Origin of the sequence: Citrobacter sp. H12-3-2 (assembly GCF_009649895.1) — a bacterium.
Classification (GTDB): domain Bacteria; phylum Pseudomonadota; class Gammaproteobacteria; order Enterobacterales; family Enterobacteriaceae; genus Citrobacter; species Citrobacter portucalensis.
Map to the genome: position 1 here is coordinate 24,378 of NZ_CP045839.1, position 19,014 is coordinate 43,391.

The following is a 19,014-nucleotide window of genomic DNA, read 5'->3' on the forward strand; positions in this document are numbered from 1 at the left end:
AAGCAGCAAGCGCGTTACGCCGTGGGTCGATGTTTGATGTTATGGAGCAGCAACGATGTTACGCAGCAGGGCAGTCGCCCTAAAACAAAGTTAGCCATATGAACTCGGAATCAGTACGCATTTATCTCGTTGCTGCGATGGGAGCCAATCGGGTTATTGGCAATGGTCCTAATATCCCCTGGAAAATTCCGGGTGAGCAGAAGATTTTTCGCAGACTCACTGAGGGAAAAGTCGTTGTCATGGGGCGAAAGACCTTTGAGTCTATCGGCAAGCCTCTACCGAACCGTCACACATTGGTAATCTCACGCCAAGCTAACTACCGCGCCACTGGCTGCGTAGTTGTTTCAACGCTGTCGCACGCTATCGCTTTGGCATCCGAACTCGGCAATGAACTCTACGTCGCGGGCGGAGCTGAGATATACACTCTGGCACTACCTCACGCCCACGGCGTGTTTCTATCTGAGGTACATCAAACCTTCGAGGGTGACGCCTTCTTCCCAATGCTCAACGAAACAGAATTCGAGCTTGCCTCAACCGAAACCATTCAAGCTGTAATTCCGTACACCCACTCCGTTTATGCGCGTCGAAACGGCTAACCATTCCGTCAACGGGACGCCAAAATGCTGCGCATTTTGGTTCCCTCCGCTGCGCTCCGGCTCTCGTTACGTCCAACGTTAGCACCACTGAAACCCAGCTTTATTTAGCTCATGTTTATTCAAACGGCATTTAGCTTTTCAGGCGTTATTCAGTGCCTGTTTTGCCTTTTTTCCGGGCTTCGCCTGCATGGGCTGCGCAGGTTTTCAGTCTTTTTGGCCTCTAGCCCTTGCGTAGCAAGCGCAAGCAGCTATCGTTTTTGCAGTGCTGTGCCGCCTCGGTGGCGCAGCGTTTTTTCACGGTTCGCGCCCGTCGCCAAATTCAAGTTATCCGTTTTGGCTTCTGGTTCTAACATTTCGGTCAAGCCGACCCGCATTCTGCGGTCGGCTTACCTCGCCCGTTAGACATCATGAGGGAAGCGGTGACCATCGAAATTTCGAACCAACTATCAGAGGTGCTAAGCGTCATTGAGCGCCATCTGGAATCAACGTTGCTGGCCGTGCATTTGTACGGCTCCGCAGTGGATGGCGGCCTGAAGCCATACAGCGATATTGATTTGTTGGTTACTGTGGCCGTAAAGCTTGATGAAACGACGCGGCGAGCATTGCTCAATGATCTTATGGAGGCTTCGGCTTTCCCTGGCGAGAGCGAGACGCTCCGCGCTATAGAAGTCACCCTTGTCGTGCATGACGACATCATCCCGTGGCGTTATCCGGCTAAGCGCGAGCTGCAATTTGGAGAATGGCAGCGCAATGACATTCTTGCGGGTATCTTCGAGCCAGCCATGATCGACATTGATCTAGCTATCCTGCTTACAAAAGCAAGAGAACATAGCGTTGCCTTGGTAGGTCCGGCAGCGGAGGAATTCTTTGACCCGGTTCCTGAACAGGATCTATTCGAGGCGCTGAGGGAAACCTTGAAGCTATGGAACTCGCAGCCCGACTGGGCCGGCGATGAGCGAAATGTAGTGCTTACGTTGTCCCGCATTTGGTACAGCGCAATAACCGGCAAAATCGCGCCGAAGGATGTCGCTGCCGACTGGGCAATAAAACGCCTACCTGCCCAGTATCAGCCCGTCTTACTTGAAGCTAAGCAAGCTTATCTGGGACAAAAAGAAGATCACTTGGCCTCACGCGCAGATCACTTGGAAGAATTTATTCGCTTTGTGAAAGGCGAGATCATCAAGTCAGTTGGTAAATGATGTCTAACAATTCGTTCAAGCCGACCGCGCTACGCGCGGCGGCTTAACTCCGGCGTTAGATGCACTAAGCACATAATTGCTCACAGCCAAACTATCAGGTCAAGTCTGCTTTTATTATTTTTAAGCGTGCATAATAAGCCCTACACAAATTGGGAGATATATCATGAAAGGCTGGCTTTTTCTTGTTATCGCAATAGTTGGCGAAGTAATCGCAACATCCGCATTAAAATCTAGCGAGGGCTTTACTAAGCTTGCCCCTTCCGCCGTTGTCATAATCGGTTATGGCATCGCATTTTATTTTCTTTCTCTGGTTCTGAAATCCATCCCTGTCGGTGTTGCTTATGCAGTCTGGTCGGGACTCGGCGTCGTCATAATTACAGCCATTGCCTGGTTGCTTCATGGGCAAAAGCTTGATGCGTGGGGCTTTGTAGGTATGGGGCTCATAATTGCTGCCTTTTTGCTCGCCCGATCCCCATCGTGGAAGTCGCTGCGGAGGCCGACGCCATGGTGACGGTGTTCGGCATTCTGAATCTCACCGAGGACTCCTTCTTCGATGAGAGCCGGCGGCTAGACCCCGCCGGCGCTGTCACCGCGGCGATCGAAATGCTGCGAGTCGGATCAGACGTCGTGGATGTCGGACCGGCCGCCAGCCATCCGGACGCGAGGCCTGTATCGCCGGCCGATGAGATCAGACGTATTGCGCCGCTCTTAGACGCCCTGTCCGATCAGATGCACCGTGTTTCAATCGACAGCTTCCAACCGGAAACCCAGCGCTATGCGCTCAAGCGCGGCGTGGGCTACCTGAACGATATCCAAGGATTTCCTGACCCTGCGCTCTATCCCGATATTGCTGAGGCGGACTGCAGGCTGGTGGTTATGCACTCAGCGCAGCGGGATGGCATCGCCACCCGCACCGGTCACCTTCGACCCGAAGACGCGCTCGACGAGATTGTGCGGTTCTTCGAGGCGCGGGTTTCCGCCTTGCGACGGAGCGGGGTCGCTGCCGACCGGCTCATCCTCGATCCGGGGATGGGATTTTTCTTGAGCCCCGCACCGGAAACATCGCTGCACGTGCTGTCGAACCTTCAAAAGCTGAAGTCGGCGTTGGGGCTTCCGCTATTGGTCTCGGTGTCGCGGAAATCCTTCTTGGGCGCCACCGTTGGCCTTCCTGTAAAGGATCTGGGTCCAGCGAGCCTTGCGGCGGAACTTCACGCGATCGGCAATGGCGCTGACTACGTCCGCACCCACGCGCCTGGAGATCTGCGAAGCGCAATCACCTTCTCGGAAACCCTCGCGAAATTTCGCAGTCGCGACGCCAGAGACCGAGGGTTAGATCATGCCTAGCATTCACCTTCCGGCCGCCCGCTAAATATCTCCTTTTGGGTTGTTAATAAAACATCCAATAAGTTGACTGTGCGTGAAAAAGAAAGTTTTGTGTGATGGCGTTGAAGATCGCACCGTTAAGCTCTTATGTGGGATGGTGCAGAGCTCGACGACTACCGATAAAACGCAACCGCCGCAAACAGACAAGAAAAAGCCCCAACTGATAACAGTTGGGGCTTCAGTATTGTGATTGGTGGAGCAATAGCACCCTGAACCCAAAACCTTCTCGCTCAACCGGTAGTGGCTGATAACAACTCGTGAGGGCTATTGCGGGTTAAGCATTTAGCGATGTCTAGGGCCAGACTGGACGTCTGAACGCAAGCCGCTGATACTGTACATAACCACAGTATCAGCGGAGGATACCCATGTCGCTGGCAAGGAACGCCACGGCGAGTCAATCGCCCACTCAAACAAACGGTTACGAACGCCACCAACCCGACCAGACGCTGCTCTACCAGCTGGTTGAGCAGCACTACCCAGCCTTCAAAGCCTCACTCGAAGCCCAAGGTCAACACCTGCCTCGCTACATCCAACAAGAATTCAACGACCTCCTCCAATGTGGCCGTCTGGAGTATGGTTTCATGCGGGTTCGCTGCGAGGATTGTCATCACGAGCGTCTGGTCGCCTTCAGCTGTAAACGACGCGGCTTTTGCCCTAGCTGCGGTGCCCGCCGGATGGCCGAGAGTGCGGCGCTGCTGATAGACGAAGTCTTCCCCAAGGAGCCCATTCGCCAGTGGGTGCTCAGCTTTCCTTTCCAGCTACGCTTTTTGCTGGCTCGCCATCCCCAGCTGATGGGCCAGGTCTTGAGTATCGTCTATCGTACACTCTCAACTCATCTGATCAAAAAAGCCGGTTACACCAAAGCCTCTGCACAAACTGGCTCAGTGACTCTTATCCAACGCTTTGGCTCCGCGCTAAATCTCAATGTCCACTACCACATGCTGTTTCTCGATGGTGTCTATGCCGAAGATGACTATGGCAAGCAACGCTTCCATCGTGTCAAGGCACCCACTTACGATGAGCTGAATACGCTCGCTCACACCCTCAGCCATCGCATCGCTCGCTGCATGGAAAAGCGTGGGATTTTGGAGCGTGATGCCGAGAATACGTGGTTGACACTGGAAGAGGGCGAAGACGATACGCTGACTCAATTACATGGTGCTTCGGTTACGTATCGCATTGCCGTCGGCCCCCAGCAAGGGCGCAAAGTCTTCACCCTGCAAACCTTGCCAGGGCGTGAGGATAAAGCCGACTCAAGCAGTCGAGTAGCCAACCATGCTGGTTTCTCGCTACACGCCGGTGTGATGGCCGAAGCGCATCAGCGGGATAAGCTTGAGCGCTTGTGTCGCTACATTAGTCGGCCAGCGGTTTCAGAAAAACGTCTGGCATTAACCGCCAATGGGCAGGTGCGTTACGAGCTCAAAACTCCGTACCGCAATGGCACCACCCATGTGATCTTCGAGCCGCTGGACTTCATCGCCAAACTCGCTGCGTTGGTACCTAAGCCGCGAGTCAACCTCACACGCTTCCACGGCGTCTTTGCACCGAACAGCAAACACCGAGTTCAAGTAACACCCGCCAAGCGGGGCAAGAAGCCCGACAAATCGGAAGGTCTCGATACTAACTGGCGTGACAAGAGTCCTGCAGAGCGCCACCGCGCCATGACCTGGATGCAACGCCTCAAGCGAGTCTTCAATATTGATATTGAAGTCTGCGAACACTGCGGCGGTCACGTCAAAGTGATTGCCAGCATCGAAGATCCGAAGGTCATTGAGCAGATTCTCAAGCATCTGAAACAGAAAACAGCCAAGGCGAATGCCGCCAAGCAGCGTGAGCTGCCACCAGAACGAGCGCCGCCACTGACTCCCAGCCTGTTCGATCCATCACAGAGTCGTCTCTTTGACTGACGACCCCAAATCCAACACTGCTCAACACTGCCAACTTTTAAACGGGGCGGTGGGGCAGTTTGTATCTCTCGAGCTATCAGGCTAGAGATTTTACCGCCAAATCGAACCTTATTAGAGCGGTTTAGGCTGGACCGGCAGTTAAAATTGGGGCTTGAGCGGTAAACGAGTGAGGGAATTTCAGGTAAGATACTTCGGATGAGGAGCAAAAAGGTGGTTTATACTTCCTATACCCGTTGCAAAGCGTATATCCGGCAAATTTTCAAAGCTTTGGGTGGCGGCAGAAATCTGGCTGTTTGTGCTGGTGGGTGCAACGGTCAACATCCGTTACCTTTTCTCCGCCGGGCTAAGCGGCATGCTGCTGATCACAGCTGCGCTGCTGTTTCGCATGCTGGGCGTGTGGATGAGTACGCTGGGTACAGACCTATCCCGGAAGGAGCGCCTGTTCTGCATGATTGCCTATCTGCCCAAGGCAACGGTGCAGGCTGCAATCGGCGCTATTCCGCTGGCGATGGGGCTTGGCAGTGGGGAAACCATACTTGCGGTGGCGGTTCTTGCCATTATACTTACAGCGCCGCTGGGGGCGTTGGGCATCGAGCTGAGCTATAAAAGGCTGCTTCAAAAACAGCAGTCGTAGTGTGCTTGTTCGATAGAACAAAAGAGGAACGAAAAATATTTTTCGTTCCTCTTTTTTAGATGATTTGCCTTCTGATTGGCTTATCCATTCTTTTTTATCAAGTATATAAGTTCTGTTCCGATGGTCTTTTTATCCTCAATCTCAAACTCGGCGGGCAAGCCGCCCTCGAACCATGCGGCGTAGTTCGCCTCCATGCCTTTTCCACGCCCGCCTAAACTACGCGTGGGAAAGCTGACAGCCATGCGCGGGGTATTGAGGGATTGTAAAAGTGCCATGGCAGAACCGGCCTGCTCCCGCTCCAGCAGGGGCAAAAGCTTAAAAATCAGCGCCAGGTCGCCGGCTTCGGCGGGCGGCGCACACAGCACATCCTGCAGGGCAAAGGTAAAATCCCAATCTTTTTCCCTAGCAAAGGGGGTGATGACATCCCCCAATCCCTGGTGGATATCACAGCCCCACACGGATGCAATGCCGCGCTCGTATAGCGCCAAGGGGTTAAGACCGCAGGCGATATCCAGCACGCGGCGGGGAGTTTCGGCTGAAAAGATAAAATCGTACAGGGTATCCAGCTCGGCCAGTCGCTCCTTGGTGGAGGCATGCAGCGACAATGCCTTTTTTACATCGCCCGCAGAAAGCGCGGCGGCAGCAGCCTTGAGCGATTCCGGGGTGACATATGCCCCGCAAATTCCATGCAGCCGGGTGCGTGCAGCCTCTACGGTCTGTTTGGGGGATTTATGCCGCCCCCATTCCTCAGTCAGGATGCGCCGCACGGTATCCGGGCAAAGGGCGCGGTATTTTTTTGAGGCCAGGATGGAGGTGAGGGCATCGTTGATGTTCATCGGTGTCTCCTAAATCGTTTTCGGGGTCTGACGCTCAGTGGAACGAAAACTCACGTTAAGGGATTTTGGTCATGAGATTATCAAAAAGGATCTTCACCTAGATCCTTTTAAATTAAAAATGAAGTTTTAAATCAATCTAAAGTATATATGAGTAAACTTGGTCTGACAGTTACCAATGCTTAATCAGTGAGGCACCTATCTCAGCGATCTGTCTATTTCGTTCATCCATAGTTGCCTGACTCCCCGTCGTGTAGATAACTACGATACGGGAGGGCTTACCATCTGGCCCCAGTGCTGCAATGATACCGCGAGACCCACGCTCACCGGCTCCAGATTTATCAGCAATAAACCAGCCAGCCGGAAGGGCCGAGCGCAGAAGTGGTCCTGCAACTTTATCCGCCTCCATCCAGTCTATTAATTGTTGCCGGGAAGCTAGAGTAAGTAGTTCGCCAGTTAATAGTTTGCGCAACGTTGTTGCCATTGCTGCAGGCATCGTGGTGTCACGCTCGTCGTTTGGTATGGCTTCATTCAGCTCCGGTTCCCAACGATCAAGGCGAGTTACATGATCCCCCATGTTGTGCAAAAAAGCGGTTAGCTCCTTCGGTCCTCCGATCGTTGTCAGAAGTAAGTTGGCAGCAGTGTTATCACTCATGGTTATGGCAGCACTGCATAATTCTCTTACTGTCATGCCATCCGTAAGATGCTTTTCTGTGACTGGTGAGTACTCAACCAAGTCATTCTGAGAATAGTGTATGCGGCGACCGAGTTGCTCTTGCCCGGCGTCAACACGGGATAATACCGCACCACATAGCAGAACTTTAAAAGTGCTCATCATTGGAAAACGTTCTTCGGGGCGAAAACTCTCAAGGATCTTACCGCTGTTGAGATCCAGTTCGATGTAACCCACTCGTGCACCCAACTGATCTTCAGCATCTTTTACTTTCACCAGCGTTTCTGGGTGAGCAAAAACAGGAAGGCAAAATGCCGCAAAAAAGGGAATAAGGGCGACACGAAAATGTTGAATACTCATACTCTTCCTTTTTCAATATTATTGAAGCATTTACCAGGGTTATTGTCTCATGAGCGGATACATATTTGAATGTATTTAGAAAAATAAACAAATAGGGGTTCCGCGCACATTTCCCCGAAAAGTGCCACCTGACGTCTAAGAAACCATTATTATCATGACATTAACCTATAAAAATAGGCGTATCACGAGGCCCTTTCGTCTTCAAGAATTTTATAAACCGTGGAGCGGGCAATACTGAGCTGATGAGCAATTTCCGTTGCACCAGTGCCCTTCTGATGAAGCGTCAGCACGACGTTCCTGTCCACGGTACGCCTGCGGCCAAATTTGATTCCTTTCAGCTTTGCTTCCTGTCGGCCCTCATTCGTGCGTTCTAGGATCCTCCGGCGTTCAGCCTGTGCCACAGCCGACAGGATGGTGACCACCATTTGCCCCATATCACCGTCGGTACTGATCCCGTCATCAATGAACCGGACTGCCACGCCCTGAGCGTCAAATTCCTTTATCAGTTGGATCATATCGGCAGTGTCGCGGCCAAGACGGTCGAGCTTCTTAACCAGAATGACATCACCTTCCTCCACCTTCATCCTCAGCAAATCCAGCCCTTCCCGGTCTGTTGAACTGCCGGATGCCTTATCGGTAAATATACGGTTTGCTTTCACACCTGCGTCTTTGAGTGCTCTGACCTGAAGATCAAGAGACTGCTGACTGGTTGAGACCCGAGCGTAACCAAAAAGTCGCATAAAAATGTACCTTAAATCGAATATCGGACAACTCATGTCTATTATTACAAATTTACGATTTAATAGACATATTAATGTAACAGTTTTACGATGTCCGATAATTTATAACATTTCGTACGGTTGGAAAAATGTTACTAAATGCCCGTCAGGCAGGGAGGCCGATATGCCCGTTGACTTTCTGACCACTGAGCAGACTGAAAGCTATGGCAGATTCACCGGTGAACCGGATGGGCACTGTTGCAAATAGGGCACTGTTGCAAAGTTAGCGATGAGGCAGCCTTTTGTCTTATTCAAAGGCCTTACATTTCAAAAACTCTGCTTACCAGGCGCATTTCGCCCAGGGGATCACCATAATAAAATGCTGAGGCCTGGCCTTTGCGTAGTGCACGCATCACCTCAATACCTTTGATGGTGGCGTAAGCCGTCTTCATGGATTTAAATCCCAGCGTGGCGTTGATTATCCGTTTCAGTTTGCCATGATCGCATTCAATCACGTTGTTCCGGTACTTAATCTGTCGGTGTTCAACGTCAGACGGGCACCGGCCTTCGCGTTTGAGCAGAGCAAGCGCGCGACCATAGGCGGGCGCTTTATCCGTGTTGATGAATCGTGGGATCTGCCACTTCTTCACGTTGTTGAGGATTTTACCCAGAAACCGGTATGCAGCTTTGCTGTTACGACGGGAGGAGAGATAAAAATCGACAGTGCGGCCCCGGCTGTCGACGGCCCGGTACAGATACGCCCAGCGGCCATTGACCTTCACGTAGGTTTCATCCATGTGCCACGGGCAAAGATCGGAAGGGTTACGCCAGTACCAGCGCAGCCGTTTTTCCATTTCAGGCGCATAACGCTGAACCCAGCGGTAAATCGTGGAGTGATCGACATTCACTCCGCGTTCAGCCAGCATCTCCTGCAGCTCACGGTAACTGATGCCGTATTTGCAGTACCAGCGTACGGCCCACAGAATGATGTCACGCTGAAAATGCCGGCCTTTGAATGGGTTCATGTGCAGCTCCATCAGCAAAAGGGGATGATAAGTTTATCACCACCGACTATTTGCAACAGTGCCGGAAAGGGCATGAAGAAGCCGAACCAAGACGACGAGCCGTTTTTCATCACCGAGGAGATTGCGGCCGAAATGATCGCCGGCGGCTATGAGTTCGAGCTGCCGCCCATTCCTTGCACCATCCGCCTACGCGACGTGCTGGAGCGCATGACCGATGCTGAGCTAGCATTGCAGCCGGGCGAGATCGCCGACCAGGAGCGTGAACGCTGCCGGCGCAAGCCGTGTTCAACCTCATGATCTGGTCATGGTATTTTTCATGGCACTGAGCCTGATAGTTCTTGCAAATTGTTGTCACTAAAGGGTTTTGTGTGCTTGTTTACAATCGAGTGGGAGTGACGGGCACTGGCTGGCAATGTCTAGCAACGGCAGGCATTTCGGCTGAGGGTAAAAGAACTTTCCGCTAAGCGATAGACTGTATGTAAACACAGTATTGCAAGGACGCGGAACATGCCTCATGTGGCGGCCAGGACGGCCAGCCGGGATCGGGATACTGGTCGTTACCAGAGCCACCGACCCGAGCAAACCCTTCTCTATCAGATCGTTGACGAGTATTACCCGGCATTCGCTGCGCTTATGGCAGAGCAGGGAAAGGAATTGCCGGGCTATGTGCAACGGGAATTTGAAGAATTTCTCCAATGCGGGCGGCTGGAGCATGGCTTTCTACGGGTTCGCTGCGAGTCTTGCCACGCCGAGCACCTGGTCGCTTTCAGCTGTAAGCGTCGCGGTTTCTGCCCGAGCTGTGGGGCGCGGCGGATGGCCGAAAGTGCCGCCTTGCTGGTTGATGAAGTACTGCCTGAACAACCCATGCGTCAGTGGGTGTTGAGCTTCCCGTTTCAGCTGCGTTTCCTGTTTGCCAGCCGGCCCGAGATCATGGGGTGGGTGCTGGGCATCGTTTACCGCGTCATTGCCACGCACCTGGTCAAGAAAGCGGGCCATACCCACCAAGTGGCCAAGACGGGCGCGGTCACCCTGATCCAGCGTTTTGGATCGGCGCTCAATCTGAATGTTCACTTCCACATGCTGTTTCTCGACGGTGTGTATGTCGAGCAATCCCACGGCTCAGCGCGTTTCCGCTGGGTCAAGGCGCCGACCAGCCCAGAGCTCACCCAGCTGACGCACACCATCGCCCACCGGGTGGGTCGCTATCTGGAACGGCAAGGCCTGCTGGAACGGGATGTCGAAAACAGCTATCTGGCCTCGGATGCGGTGGATGACGACCCGATGACACCCCTGCTGGGGCACTCGATCACTTACCGTATCGCTGTCGGTTCACAGGCGGGGCGAAAGGTGTTCACTTTGCAAACTCTGCCGACCAGTGGTGATCCGTTCGGTGACGGGATTGGCAAGGTAGCCGGGTCCAGCCTGCACGCCGGCGTGGCGGCCAGGGCCGATGAACGCAAGAAGCTCGAACGGCTGTGCCGGTACATCAGCCGCCCGGCGGTATCCGAGAAGCGGCTGTCGTTAACACGAGGCGGCAACGTGCGCTACCAGCTCAAGACGCCGTACCGGGACGGCACCACGCACGTCATTTTCGAACCATTGGATTTCATTGCAAGGCTGGCCGCCCTGGTACCGAAGCCCAGAGTCAACCTAACCCGCTTCCACGGGGTGTTCGCACCCAACAGTCGGCACCGGGCGTTGGTCACGCCGGCAAAACGGGGCAGGGGCAACAAGGTCAGGGTGGCTGATGAACCGGCAACACCAGCACAACGGCGAGCGTCGATGACATGGGCGCAACGGCTCAAGCGTGTTTTCAATATCGACATCGAGACCTGCAGCGGCTGCGGCGGCGCCATGAAAGTCATCGCCTGCATTGAAGACCCTATAGTGATCAAGCAGATCCTTGATCACCTGAAGCACAAAGCCGAAACCAGCGGGACCAGGGCGTTACCCGAAAGCCGGGCGCCACCGGCTGAGCTGCTCCTGGGTCTGTTTGACTGACGAGCCTGAAGGCCAACGATACCAATCAAAATGCTGCGTTCACAGCGCCGCGGCAGGGATCCGCCGTGCTGGTTGTCGGAAAAGGAGCCGCTAGTGGGAAAGAGGAGGGTAAATTTTCAGCGTTGCTGGCTCCCCGTCAGCCGGATTGGGTTGCATCGCAGGGGTGTCGAAAGAGTCAACTGCGGTCCAAAGCTGTTGGACTTGGGTGAAAAGGGCGTTTATTCTTCCTATACGTGCCGCGTTCCAGGCGGCGACTATGAGGGCTATGTCGATGCCCATGTGCGCCGGCTGGAGGCGCTACGCCGGGCCGGTATCGTCGAGCGGATCGACGCCGACCAATGGCGCATCCCCGATGATCTGGTCAGCCGTGCCGCCGCCCATGACGCCGGCCGAGACAGTCAGGCCAGCGTTCGCGTCCTTTCCCCGGTCGATCTGAACAAACAGATCGGATCGGACGGCGCGACCTGGCTGGACCGGCGGCTGATCCACGGCGAGACGGCCGACCTTGCGCCAACCGGCTTCGGGCAACAAGTCCGCGAAGCCATGGACCAGCGCCGCGAGCACCATATCGAACAGGGCGACGCCACCCGCAGCCGGGACAGCCGCGTCTTCTACCGGCGCAACCTTCTCGCCATCCTGCGGGAGCGCGAGGTAGCCGGCGTCGGATCGGATATGGCTTTGAGTAAGGGCCTGCCGTTCCGCGCCGCCACGGACGGCGAGAGCGTCAGCGGCAAGTTTACCGGAACCGTGCATCTATCGAGCGGCAAGTTCGCCGTGGTCGAGAAATCCCATGAGTTCACCCTTGTCCCGTGGCGGCCGATCATCGACCGCCAACTCGGCCGCGAGGTTATGGGCATCGTGCAGGGCGGGTCGGTGTCGTGGCAGTTAGGGCGGCAGAGGGGGCTGGAACGCTGAGTGCGCCCATGCCGCATTGCGAAGCAAAAGATAATCGGATAAAATGTAGCAATTCATATTCGTAAGCGTGGAGTAATCAGATGGGAAATTCCAAGTCAGCAGACAAGTAAGCCGCAACAACCAGTATTGTTGTTGCGGCGCTCTGTAAGGCTAGTCTCATCTGATTGCTGACGAGCAGACGTCGCCCGGTATTCCTTAATCGAGGGTTGATTCGTCATGACCACCACACGCCCCGCGTGGGCCTATACGCTGCCGGCAGCACTGCTGCTGATGGCTCCTTTCGACATCCTCGCTTCACTGGCGATGGATATTTATCTCCCTGTCGTTCCAGCGATGCCCGGCATCCTGAACACGACGCCCGCTATGATCCAACTCACGTTGAGCCTCTATATGGTGATGCTCGGCGTGGGCCAGGTGATTTTTGGTCCGCTCTCAGACAGAATCGGGCGACGGCCAATTCTACTTGCGGGCGCAACGGCTTTCGTCATTGCGTCTCTGGGAGCAGCTTGGTCTTCAACTGCACCGGCCTTTGTCGCTTTCCGTCTACTTCAAGCAGTGGGCGCGTCGGCCATGCTGGTGGCGACGTTCGCGACGGTTCGCGACGTTTATGCCAACCGTCCTGAGGGTGTCGTCATCTACGGCCTTTTCAGTTCGATGCTGGCGTTCGTGCCTGCGCTCGGCCCTATCGCCGGAGCATTGATCGGCGAGTTCTTGGGATGGCAGGCGATATTCATTACTTTGGCTATACTGGCGATGCTCGCACTCCTAAATGCGGGTTTCAGGTGGCACGAAACCCGCCCTCTGGATCAAGTCAAGACGCGCCGATCTGTCTTGCCGATCTTCGCGAGTCCGGCTTTTTGGGTTTACACTGTCGGCTTTAGCGCCGGTATGGGCACCTACTTCGTCTTCTTCTCGACGGCTCCCCGTGTGCTCATAGGCCAAGCGGAATATTCCGAGATCGGATTCAGCTTTGCCTTCGCCACTGTCGCGCTTGTAATGATCGTGACAACCCGTTTCGCGAAGTCCTTTGTCGCCAGATGGGGCATCGCAGGATGCGTGGCGCGTGGGATGGCGTTGCTTGTTTGCGGAGCGGTCCTGTTGGGGATCGGCGAACTTTACGGCTCGCCGTCATTCCTCACCTTCATCCTACCGATGTGGGTTGTCGCGGTCGGTATTGTCTTCACGGTGTCCGTTACCGCGAACGGCGCTTTGGCAGAGTTCGACGACATCGCGGGATCAGCGGTCGCGTTCTACTTCTGCGTTCAAAGCCTGATAGTCAGCATTGTCGGGACATTGGCGGTGGCACTTTTAAACGATGACACAGCGTGGCCCGTGATCTGTTACGCCACGGCGATGGCGGTACTGGTTTCGTTGGGGCTGGTGCTCCTTCGGCTCCGTGGGGCTGCCACCGAGAAGTCGCCAGTCGTCTAACCGACGACTGGTAGCAGGCCCGCTCCGATGCGGCGCACTAACCATCGAAACCTCGTGAATGTCGGTATCCTGTCTGGCAGGATACCGCTCATTTCCCTTGTTCAGTTCATCGCCGTCGCCGAGCATCTGAATTTTCGGCATGCGGCCAAGGCACTTGGTATCAGCCAGTCGAGCGTCAGCGCGCGTGTGAAAGCGCTGGAGGATAACCTTGGTGTCCTGCTATTTGAGCGCCATGCGCGGGGCGTTCGGCTAACAGACGCAGGCAGGCACTTCATGGAGCGTGTCACGGCGGGTGTCGATCAACTCGATCACGCAGTGAAGACCGCGGAGTGACGGGCACTGGCTGGCAATGTCTAGCAACGGCAGGCATTTCGGCTGAGGGTAAAAGAACTTTCCGCTAAGCGATAGACTGTATGTAAACACAGTATTGCAAGGACGCGGAACATGCCTCATGTGGCGGCCAGGACGGCCAGCCGGGATCGGGATACTGGTCGTTACCAGAGCCACCGACCCGAGCAAACCCTTCTCTATCAGATCGTTGACGAGTATTACCCGGCATTCGCTGCGCTTATGGCAGAGCAGGGAAAGGAATTGCCGGGCTATGTGTGTTAGCGGCAATGTAAAAATGACCCCCCAACAGCATTTGAAAATTGACCCCCTTGGTTAATATAGTGGTCTTTTTGGACTGCTCAACATGTTAACTTTGGAGCAAGCAGTGACAATCCAAATACTTCATCAACAAGGTCAATCTATTAAGGCAATTAGCCGCGAACTCGGTATTTCTAGAAATACTGTGCGTAAATATTTACGATCTCAAGTAACACCTAAATATCAACGAACACAATCTAAAGTGAGTATTCTTGAGCCTTATAAACCGTATTTAATCAAACGTGTAAATGCCGCCGATCCAGAATGGATACCGGCTGCAGTGTTGTATCAAGAAATCTTGCAAAAAGGCTACACGGGGAAAATTAGAACACTACAAAATTATCTCAATACATTAAAGCCAACTAAACAACCAGAGCCGATTAAGCGATTTGAGACTCAACCAGGTCAACAAATGCAGGTTGATTTCACAACAATTCGACGTCATCACACCACATTAAAAGCATTTGTTGCAACTTTGGGATACTCTAGAGCAACCTTTGTTAAGTTTTATGATCATGAACGTTCTGATGCATGGATTGATGGCTTAGAAAGTGCTTTTCAGTTCTTTGGTGGTGTTCCTAAAGATGTATTATTTGATAATGCTAAGGCCATTATCATTGAACGTGATGCTTATCAAGATGGTCAACATCGCTGGAATGCTAAATTACTTGATTGTGCTAAGAAATATAACTTCCGAGCACGTGTTTGTAAGCCATATCGTGCGCAAACAAAAGGTAAAGTAGAACGCTTTAATAGTTATTTGAAATCAAGTTTTATCGTGCCATTAAAAGCAAGTTTAAAGGTGGTTGACCTTAGCTTAGATGTTGATATGGCAAATGCCTATATTGGTCGATGGCTTAGTGAAACAGCAAATCAACGCATTCATGCAACAACTAAAGAAAAACCAAGTACTCGTTTGCTTGAAGAACAACAATTTTTTTCTTCATTACCTTTATTTAATGATGGTTCTAAAAAATCTGTAATTGATGATGTTAGCCCATCATCACTCATACCTCATGAGAGTGTTCAACACCCCTTATCAATCTATGATGAATTACTGGAGGTTTCTTAATGAATTTACAGTATGAGCGTATTGAACAGCTTTGCCGTCAGCTTGGTCTACAAACAGTGGCATCACAATGGTCACATCATGCACAACAAACCTTAGCAAAGGATGGCAGTTATGCAGATTTCGTTGAAGCTATGCTATTACATGAATACACAGCCAAGCAGCAACGTAGTCAACAGATTCTTTTACAACTTTCAGGTCTTACTCAAATCAAAACGTTGGAGGCTTATGATTTTAATTATGCTTTAGGTGCTCCAAAGTCGCAGTTGCTTGAACTATTTAATTTAAGCTTTATTCCAAGAGCTGAAAATGTTGTATTTATTGGTGCAAGTGGTGTTGGGAAAACACATCTATCAATGGCTTTAGGCTATAAGGCAATTATGAATAATATTAAGACTAAGTTTATTACTGCAGCTGATTTAATGTTGCAACTTAGCCTAGCTTATCAACAAGGTAAATTAAAAAACTACATGCAACGTGTTGTACTTGCTCCAAAGTTATTGATTATCGATGAAATAGGATATTTACCATTTGGTCGTGAAGAAGCAAATTTATTTTTTAATGTTATTGCCAAGCGCTATGAAAAAGGCAGTACGATTTTGACCAGTAATTTACCATTTAGCCAGTGGTCTAAATCATTCGCAGATGATGTTACTTTGACAGCAGCAATGTTGGATCGTTTATTACATCATTGTCATGTTGTACAAATATCTGGGGAAAGTTATCGTCTAAAAGATAAAAAGAGAGTAGGAATTCAACCACAAATTGAGTCTTAATAAATCATCAAAGGGGTCAATTTTACTTTGCTGTTTTAAGGTAAAAGGGGTCAGTTTTAAATTGCCGTTGACATGTGCAACGGGAATTTGAAGAATTTCTCCAATGCGGGCGGCTGGAGCATGGCTTTCTACGGGTTCGCTGCGAGTCTTGCCACGCCGAGCACCTGGTCGCTTTCAGCTGTAAGCGTCGCGGTTTCTGCCCGAGCTGTGGGGCGCGGCGGATGGCCGAAAGTGCCGCCTTGCTGGTTGATGAAGTACTGCCTGAACAACCCATGCGTCAGTGGGTGTTGAGCTTCCCGTTTCAGCTGCGTTTCCTGTTTGCCAGCCGGCCCGAGATCATGGGGTGGGTGCTGGGCATCGTTTACCGCGTCATTGCCACGCACCTGGTCAAGAAAGCGGGCCATACCCACCAAGTGGCCAAGACGGGCGCGGTCACCCTGATCCAGCGTTTTGGATCGGCGCTCAATCTGAATGTTCACTTCCACATGCTGTTTCTCGACGGTGTGTATGTCGAGCAATCCCACGGCTCAGCGCGTTTCCGCTGGGTCAAGGCGCCGACCAGCCCAGAGCTCACCCAGCTGACGCACACCATCGCCCACCGGGTGGGTCGCTATCTGGAACGGCAAGGCCTGCTGGAACGGGATGTCGAAAACAGCTATCTGGCCTCGGATGCGGTGGATGACGACCCGATGACACCCCTGCTGGGGCACTCGATCACTTACCGTATCGCTGTCGGTTCACAGGCGGGGCGAAAGGTGTTCACTTTGCAAACTCTGCCGACCAGTGGTGATCCGTTCGGTGACGGGATTGGCAAGGTAGCCGGGTCCAGCCTGCACGCCGGCGTGGCGGCCAGGGCCGATGAACGCAAGAAGCTCGAACGGCTGTGCCGGTACATCAGCCGCCCGGCGGTATCCGAGAAGCGGCTGTCGTTAACACGAGGCGGCAACGTGCGCTACCAGCTCAAGACGCCGTACCGGGACGGCACCACGCACGTCATTTTCGAACCATTGGATTTCATTGCAAGGCTGGCCGCCCTGGTACCGAAGCCCAGAGTCAACCTAACCCGCTTCCACGGGGTGTTCGCACCCAACAGTCGGCACCGGGCGTTGGTCACGCCGGCAAAACGGGGCAGGGGCAACAAGGTCAGGGTGGCTGATGAACCGGCAACACCAGCACAACGGCGAGCGTCGATGACATGGGCGCAACGGCTCAAGCGTGTTTTCAATATCGACATCGAGACCTGCAGCGGCTGCGGCGGCGCCATGAAAGTCATCGCCTGCATTGAAGACCCTATAGTGATCAAGCAGATCCTGGGGTCGTTTGCGGGAGGGGGCGGAATCCTACGCTAAGGCTTTGGCCAGCGATATTCTCCGGTGAGATTGATGTGTTCCCATCCGAGCGGCGAAACATGGGCCAAGAGATCGGGCGATAGCAGCTTTCCATCGCGTTTCTGGTTTGCAACGACCTCGCCGAGCTTCATGGTGTTCCAGAAGATGATGATGGCGGCGAGCAGATTCATGCCGGCGATGCGGTAATGCTGGCCTTCGGCGGAACGGTCGCGGATTTCACCGCGGCGGTGGAAGCTGATTGCCCGCTTCAGCGCATGATGAGCTTCGCCTTTGTTGAGCCCGATCTGGGCACGCCGTTGGAGTTCGGCATCCAGAATCCAGTCGATCATGAACAGGGTGCGCTCGACGCGACCGACTTCCCGCAGGGCTGTCGCGAGCTCGTTCTGCCGCGGATAGGAGGCGAGTTTCCGCAGAATCTGGCTTGGCGCGACGGTCCCGGCAGCAATGGTGGCGGCGATGCGCAGGATGTCGGGCCAATTGCGCTCGATCATGGCTTGGTTGACCTTTCCGCCGATCAACGCTCGCAGGTGCGCCGGGGCGGCCGACGGATTGAACGCGTAGAGCCGTTTGGATGGCAGGTCGCGGATGCGCGGAGCGAACCGGTAGCCGAGAATGGCACATGCGGCAAAGACGTGATCGGTGAAGCCGCCCGTGTCGGTGAACTGCTCGCGGATATGGCGTCCAGCATCGTTCATCAGCAGGCCATCGAGGATGTAAGGCGCTTCGCTTGCCGTTGCAGGAATCACCTGGGTTGCGAACGGCGCATATTGGTCGGAGACGTGGCTATAGGCTTTCAGGCCCGGGGTATTGCCATATTTCGCGTTGACCAGGTTCATGGCCTCACCTTGCTCTGTAGCGACGAAGAACTGTCCGTCGCTCGAAGCCGACGTGCCCATGCCCCAGAACCGGGCCATGGGTAACGCTGCCTGTGCCTCGACCACCATGGCCAGCGCCCGGTCATAGGCTTCGCCCTCGACATGCCACCGTCCAATGCGGATCAATTCCCAGAAGGTGTGGGTGTTTGTCGCATCCGCCATTTTGCGCAAGCCGAGGTTGATCCCTTCCGCCAAGATAACGTTCATTAGCCCGATCCGGTCAGCGCAGGGTGCTCCTGTGCGCAGATGGGTGAACGCTTCGGTGAAGCCGGTCGCCGCATCCACCTCCAGCAGGAGATCGGTGATGCGCGTGGGCGGGATCTGCTTGTAGAGATCGAGCACCAGATCTTCGGCGCCTGTCGGCGCGGCGGCTTCGAGTTTCTCGATATGCAGAACGCCGTTTTCAATCGACCCGCCCGGGATCGTGCCTGCGCGAGCGGCACGGCCAAGCTCGCGCAACCGCATGTCGAGGCGAGCTTGCCGGTCTGCCAGCCATTCCTCCGGCCGCAATGGCACAGCGAGACGACCGCCTTCCGCGATGGATTGTGCCGGAACGAGTGCGTGTTTCAGATCGCCATAGCGCCGGGACCTAGTAAGCCAGACATCTCCGGAGCGGAACGC

At 53.7% G+C, this 19,014-nt stretch carries 16 protein-coding genes and 5 pseudogenes; 16 read left to right on the forward strand and 5 right to left on the reverse strand.

Translation table 11 applies throughout. The features are described from left to right. The first annotated feature begins 98 nt into the window (after nucleotides 1-98). The 7 genes and pseudogenes from dfrA12 to GHC22_RS24215 all read left to right on the forward strand — a co-directional run. Nucleotides 99-596, forward strand: coding sequence for a trimethoprim-resistant dihydrofolate reductase DfrA12 (gene dfrA12, locus GHC22_RS24185; RefSeq protein WP_063844315.1), 498 nt, complete (start codon nucleotides 99-101; stop codon nucleotides 594-596). A gap of 111 nt (nucleotides 597-707) precedes the next feature. After that, complete coding sequence (locus GHC22_RS24190) at nucleotides 708-998, forward strand: DUF1010 domain-containing protein (RefSeq protein ID WP_153754056.1); 291 nt, start codon at nucleotides 708-710, stop codon at nucleotides 996-998. Between the two features lie 5 nt (nucleotides 999-1,003). Then, nucleotides 1,004-1,842 (forward strand): annotated as a pseudogene (locus GHC22_RS24195) (AadA family aminoglycoside 3''-O-nucleotidyltransferase). A gap of 116 nt (nucleotides 1,843-1,958) precedes the next feature. Then, nucleotides 1,959-2,306, forward strand: coding sequence for a quaternary ammonium compound efflux SMR transporter QacE delta 1 (locus GHC22_RS24200; protein WP_000679427.1), 348 nt, complete (start codon nucleotides 1,959-1,961; stop codon nucleotides 2,304-2,306). Further along, entirely contained in the window at nucleotides 2,300-3,139 is an 840-nt protein-coding gene (sul1, locus tag GHC22_RS24205) for a sulfonamide-resistant dihydropteroate synthase Sul1 (protein ID WP_000259031.1), read from the forward strand. The genes GHC22_RS24200 and sul1 overlap by 7 nt, the downstream gene beginning before the upstream one ends. 404 nt (nucleotides 3,140-3,543) lie before the next feature. Further along, complete coding sequence (locus tag GHC22_RS24210) at nucleotides 3,544-5,085, forward strand: IS91-like element ISCR1 family transposase (RefSeq protein WP_000050481.1); 1,542 nt, start codon at nucleotides 3,544-3,546, stop codon at nucleotides 5,083-5,085. 232 nt (nucleotides 5,086-5,317) lie between these two features. Further along, nucleotides 5,318-5,719 (forward strand): annotated as a pseudogene (locus tag GHC22_RS24215) (cation:proton antiporter); the annotation flags it as partial. A gap of 80 nt (nucleotides 5,720-5,799) precedes the next feature. On the opposite strand, the gene GHC22_RS24220 reads toward GHC22_RS24215, so the two are convergent. From GHC22_RS24220 to GHC22_RS24235, 4 genes are all read right to left on the reverse strand, one after another. Continuing rightward, complete coding sequence (locus tag GHC22_RS24220; RefSeq protein ID WP_012372818.1) at nucleotides 5,800-6,555, reverse strand: 16S rRNA (guanine(1405)-N(7))-methyltransferase RmtB1; 756 nt, start codon at nucleotides 6,553-6,555, stop codon at nucleotides 5,800-5,802. Between the two features lie 169 nt (nucleotides 6,556-6,724). Continuing rightward, nucleotides 6,725-7,585 carry a broad-spectrum class A beta-lactamase TEM-1 gene (locus GHC22_RS24225; RefSeq protein WP_000027057.1) on the reverse strand — a complete coding sequence of 287 codons (861 nt, stop codon included), beginning with the start codon at nucleotides 7,583-7,585 and terminating at the stop codon, nucleotides 6,725-6,727. Nucleotides 7,586-7,767: 182 nt separating this feature from the next. Then, the gene (locus tag GHC22_RS24230) at nucleotides 7,768-8,325 is read right to left on the reverse strand and encodes a recombinase family protein (RefSeq protein ID WP_001235713.1); all 558 of its coding nucleotides are present in this window, start codon (nucleotides 8,323-8,325) and stop codon (nucleotides 7,768-7,770) included. A 299-nt stretch (nucleotides 8,326-8,624) separates the two neighbouring features. Beyond that, nucleotides 8,625-9,329, reverse strand: a complete 705-nt coding sequence (locus GHC22_RS24235; RefSeq protein WP_001067858.1) for an IS6-like element IS26 family transposase — start codon at nucleotides 9,327-9,329, stop codon at nucleotides 8,625-8,627. A 72-nt stretch (nucleotides 9,330-9,401) separates the two neighbouring features. Here GHC22_RS24235 and GHC22_RS24240 point away from each other — a divergent pair, with 72 nt between their 5' ends. From GHC22_RS24240 to GHC22_RS24280, 9 genes and pseudogenes are all read left to right on the forward strand, one after another. Beyond that, nucleotides 9,402-9,626, forward strand: a complete 225-nt coding sequence (locus GHC22_RS24240; RefSeq protein WP_000743213.1) for a hypothetical protein — start codon at nucleotides 9,402-9,404, stop codon at nucleotides 9,624-9,626. Nucleotides 9,627-9,836: 210 nt separating this feature from the next. Further along, the gene (locus GHC22_RS24245) at nucleotides 9,837-11,330 is read left to right on the forward strand and encodes an IS91-like element ISVsa3 family transposase (protein WP_001120888.1); all 1,494 of its coding nucleotides are present in this window, start codon (nucleotides 9,837-9,839) and stop codon (nucleotides 11,328-11,330) included. Nucleotides 11,331-11,360: 30 nt separating this feature from the next. Further along, entirely contained in the window at nucleotides 11,361-12,245 is an 885-nt protein-coding gene (locus tag GHC22_RS24250) for a DUF3363 domain-containing protein (RefSeq protein ID WP_001447541.1), read from the forward strand. Between the two features lie 216 nt (nucleotides 12,246-12,461). Then, nucleotides 12,462-13,676 carry a chloramphenicol/florfenicol efflux MFS transporter FloR gene (gene floR, locus GHC22_RS24255; protein WP_058100717.1) on the forward strand — a complete coding sequence of 405 codons (1,215 nt, stop codon included), beginning with the start codon at nucleotides 12,462-12,464 and terminating at the stop codon, nucleotides 13,674-13,676. A gap of 27 nt (nucleotides 13,677-13,703) precedes the next feature. Continuing rightward, a complete protein-coding gene (locus GHC22_RS24260; RefSeq protein ID WP_001255015.1) occupies nucleotides 13,704-14,009 on the forward strand; it encodes a LysR family transcriptional regulator in 306 nt (101 codons plus the stop codon). Between the two features lie 111 nt (nucleotides 14,010-14,120). After that, nucleotides 14,121-14,282 (forward strand): annotated as a pseudogene (locus GHC22_RS24265) (IS91 family transposase); the annotation flags it as partial. A gap of 88 nt (nucleotides 14,283-14,370) precedes the next feature. Continuing rightward, nucleotides 14,371-15,396: an IS21-like element ISEc57 family transposase gene (istA, locus tag GHC22_RS24270; RefSeq protein WP_021545039.1), complete on the forward strand. Its 1,026-nt coding sequence runs from the start codon at nucleotides 14,371-14,373 to the stop codon at nucleotides 15,394-15,396. Beyond that, nucleotides 15,396-16,169: an IS21-like element ISEc57 family helper ATPase IstB gene (gene istB / locus GHC22_RS24275; protein WP_001053381.1), complete on the forward strand. Its 774-nt coding sequence runs from the start codon at nucleotides 15,396-15,398 to the stop codon at nucleotides 16,167-16,169. The genes istA and istB overlap by 1 nt, the downstream gene beginning before the upstream one ends. A gap of 71 nt (nucleotides 16,170-16,240) precedes the next feature. Further along, a pseudogene (locus tag GHC22_RS24280) lies at nucleotides 16,241-17,518 on the forward strand (IS91-like element ISVsa3 family transposase); the annotation flags it as partial. Here the strand turns inward: GHC22_RS24280 and GHC22_RS24285 are convergent. Then, nucleotides 17,515-19,014 (reverse strand): annotated as a pseudogene (locus GHC22_RS24285) (Tn3 family transposase); the annotation flags it as partial. The pseudogenes GHC22_RS24280 and GHC22_RS24285 sit on opposite strands and share 4 nt — an antisense overlap.

Excerpts from the sequence above, each read along its gene's own strand:
- GHC22_RS24245 (WP_001120888.1), top strand. The coding sequence starts at position 9,837 with ATGCCTCATGTGGCGGCCAGGACGGCCAGCCGGGATCGGGATACTGGT.
- GHC22_RS24240 (WP_000743213.1), top strand. The coding sequence starts at position 9,402 with ATGAAGAAGCCGAACCAAGACGACGAGCCGTTTTTCATCACCGAGGAG.
- sul1 (WP_000259031.1), top strand. The coding sequence starts at position 2,300 with ATGGTGACGGTGTTCGGCATTCTGAATCTCACCGAGGACTCCTTCTTC.
- GHC22_RS24250 (WP_001447541.1), top strand. The coding sequence starts at position 11,361 with ATGCTGCGTTCACAGCGCCGCGGCAGGGATCCGCCGTGCTGGTTGTCG.
- GHC22_RS24235 (WP_001067858.1), bottom strand. The coding sequence starts at position 9,329 with ATGAACCCATTCAAAGGCCGGCATTTTCAGCGTGACATCATTCTGTGG.
- floR (WP_058100717.1), top strand. The coding sequence starts at position 12,462 with ATGACCACCACACGCCCCGCGTGGGCCTATACGCTGCCGGCAGCACTG.
- dfrA12 (WP_063844315.1), top strand. The coding sequence starts at position 99 with ATGAACTCGGAATCAGTACGCATTTATCTCGTTGCTGCGATGGGAGCC.
- GHC22_RS24200 (WP_000679427.1), top strand. The coding sequence starts at position 1,959 with ATGAAAGGCTGGCTTTTTCTTGTTATCGCAATAGTTGGCGAAGTAATC.
- GHC22_RS24225 (WP_000027057.1), bottom strand. The coding sequence starts at position 7,585 with ATGAGTATTCAACATTTTCGTGTCGCCCTTATTCCCTTTTTTGCGGCA.
- GHC22_RS24230 (WP_001235713.1), bottom strand. The coding sequence starts at position 8,325 with ATGCGACTTTTTGGTTACGCTCGGGTCTCAACCAGTCAGCAGTCTCTT.
- GHC22_RS24190 (WP_153754056.1), top strand. The coding sequence starts at position 708 with ATGTTTATTCAAACGGCATTTAGCTTTTCAGGCGTTATTCAGTGCCTG.
- GHC22_RS24260 (WP_001255015.1), top strand. The coding sequence starts at position 13,704 with ATGCGGCGCACTAACCATCGAAACCTCGTGAATGTCGGTATCCTGTCT.
- GHC22_RS24220 (WP_012372818.1), bottom strand. The coding sequence starts at position 6,555 with ATGAACATCAACGATGCCCTCACCTCCATCCTGGCCTCAAAAAAATAC.
- istB (WP_001053381.1), top strand. The coding sequence starts at position 15,396 with ATGAATTTACAGTATGAGCGTATTGAACAGCTTTGCCGTCAGCTTGGT.
- GHC22_RS24210 (WP_000050481.1), top strand. The coding sequence starts at position 3,544 with ATGTCGCTGGCAAGGAACGCCACGGCGAGTCAATCGCCCACTCAAACA.
- istA (WP_021545039.1), top strand. The coding sequence starts at position 14,371 with ATGTTAACTTTGGAGCAAGCAGTGACAATCCAAATACTTCATCAACAA.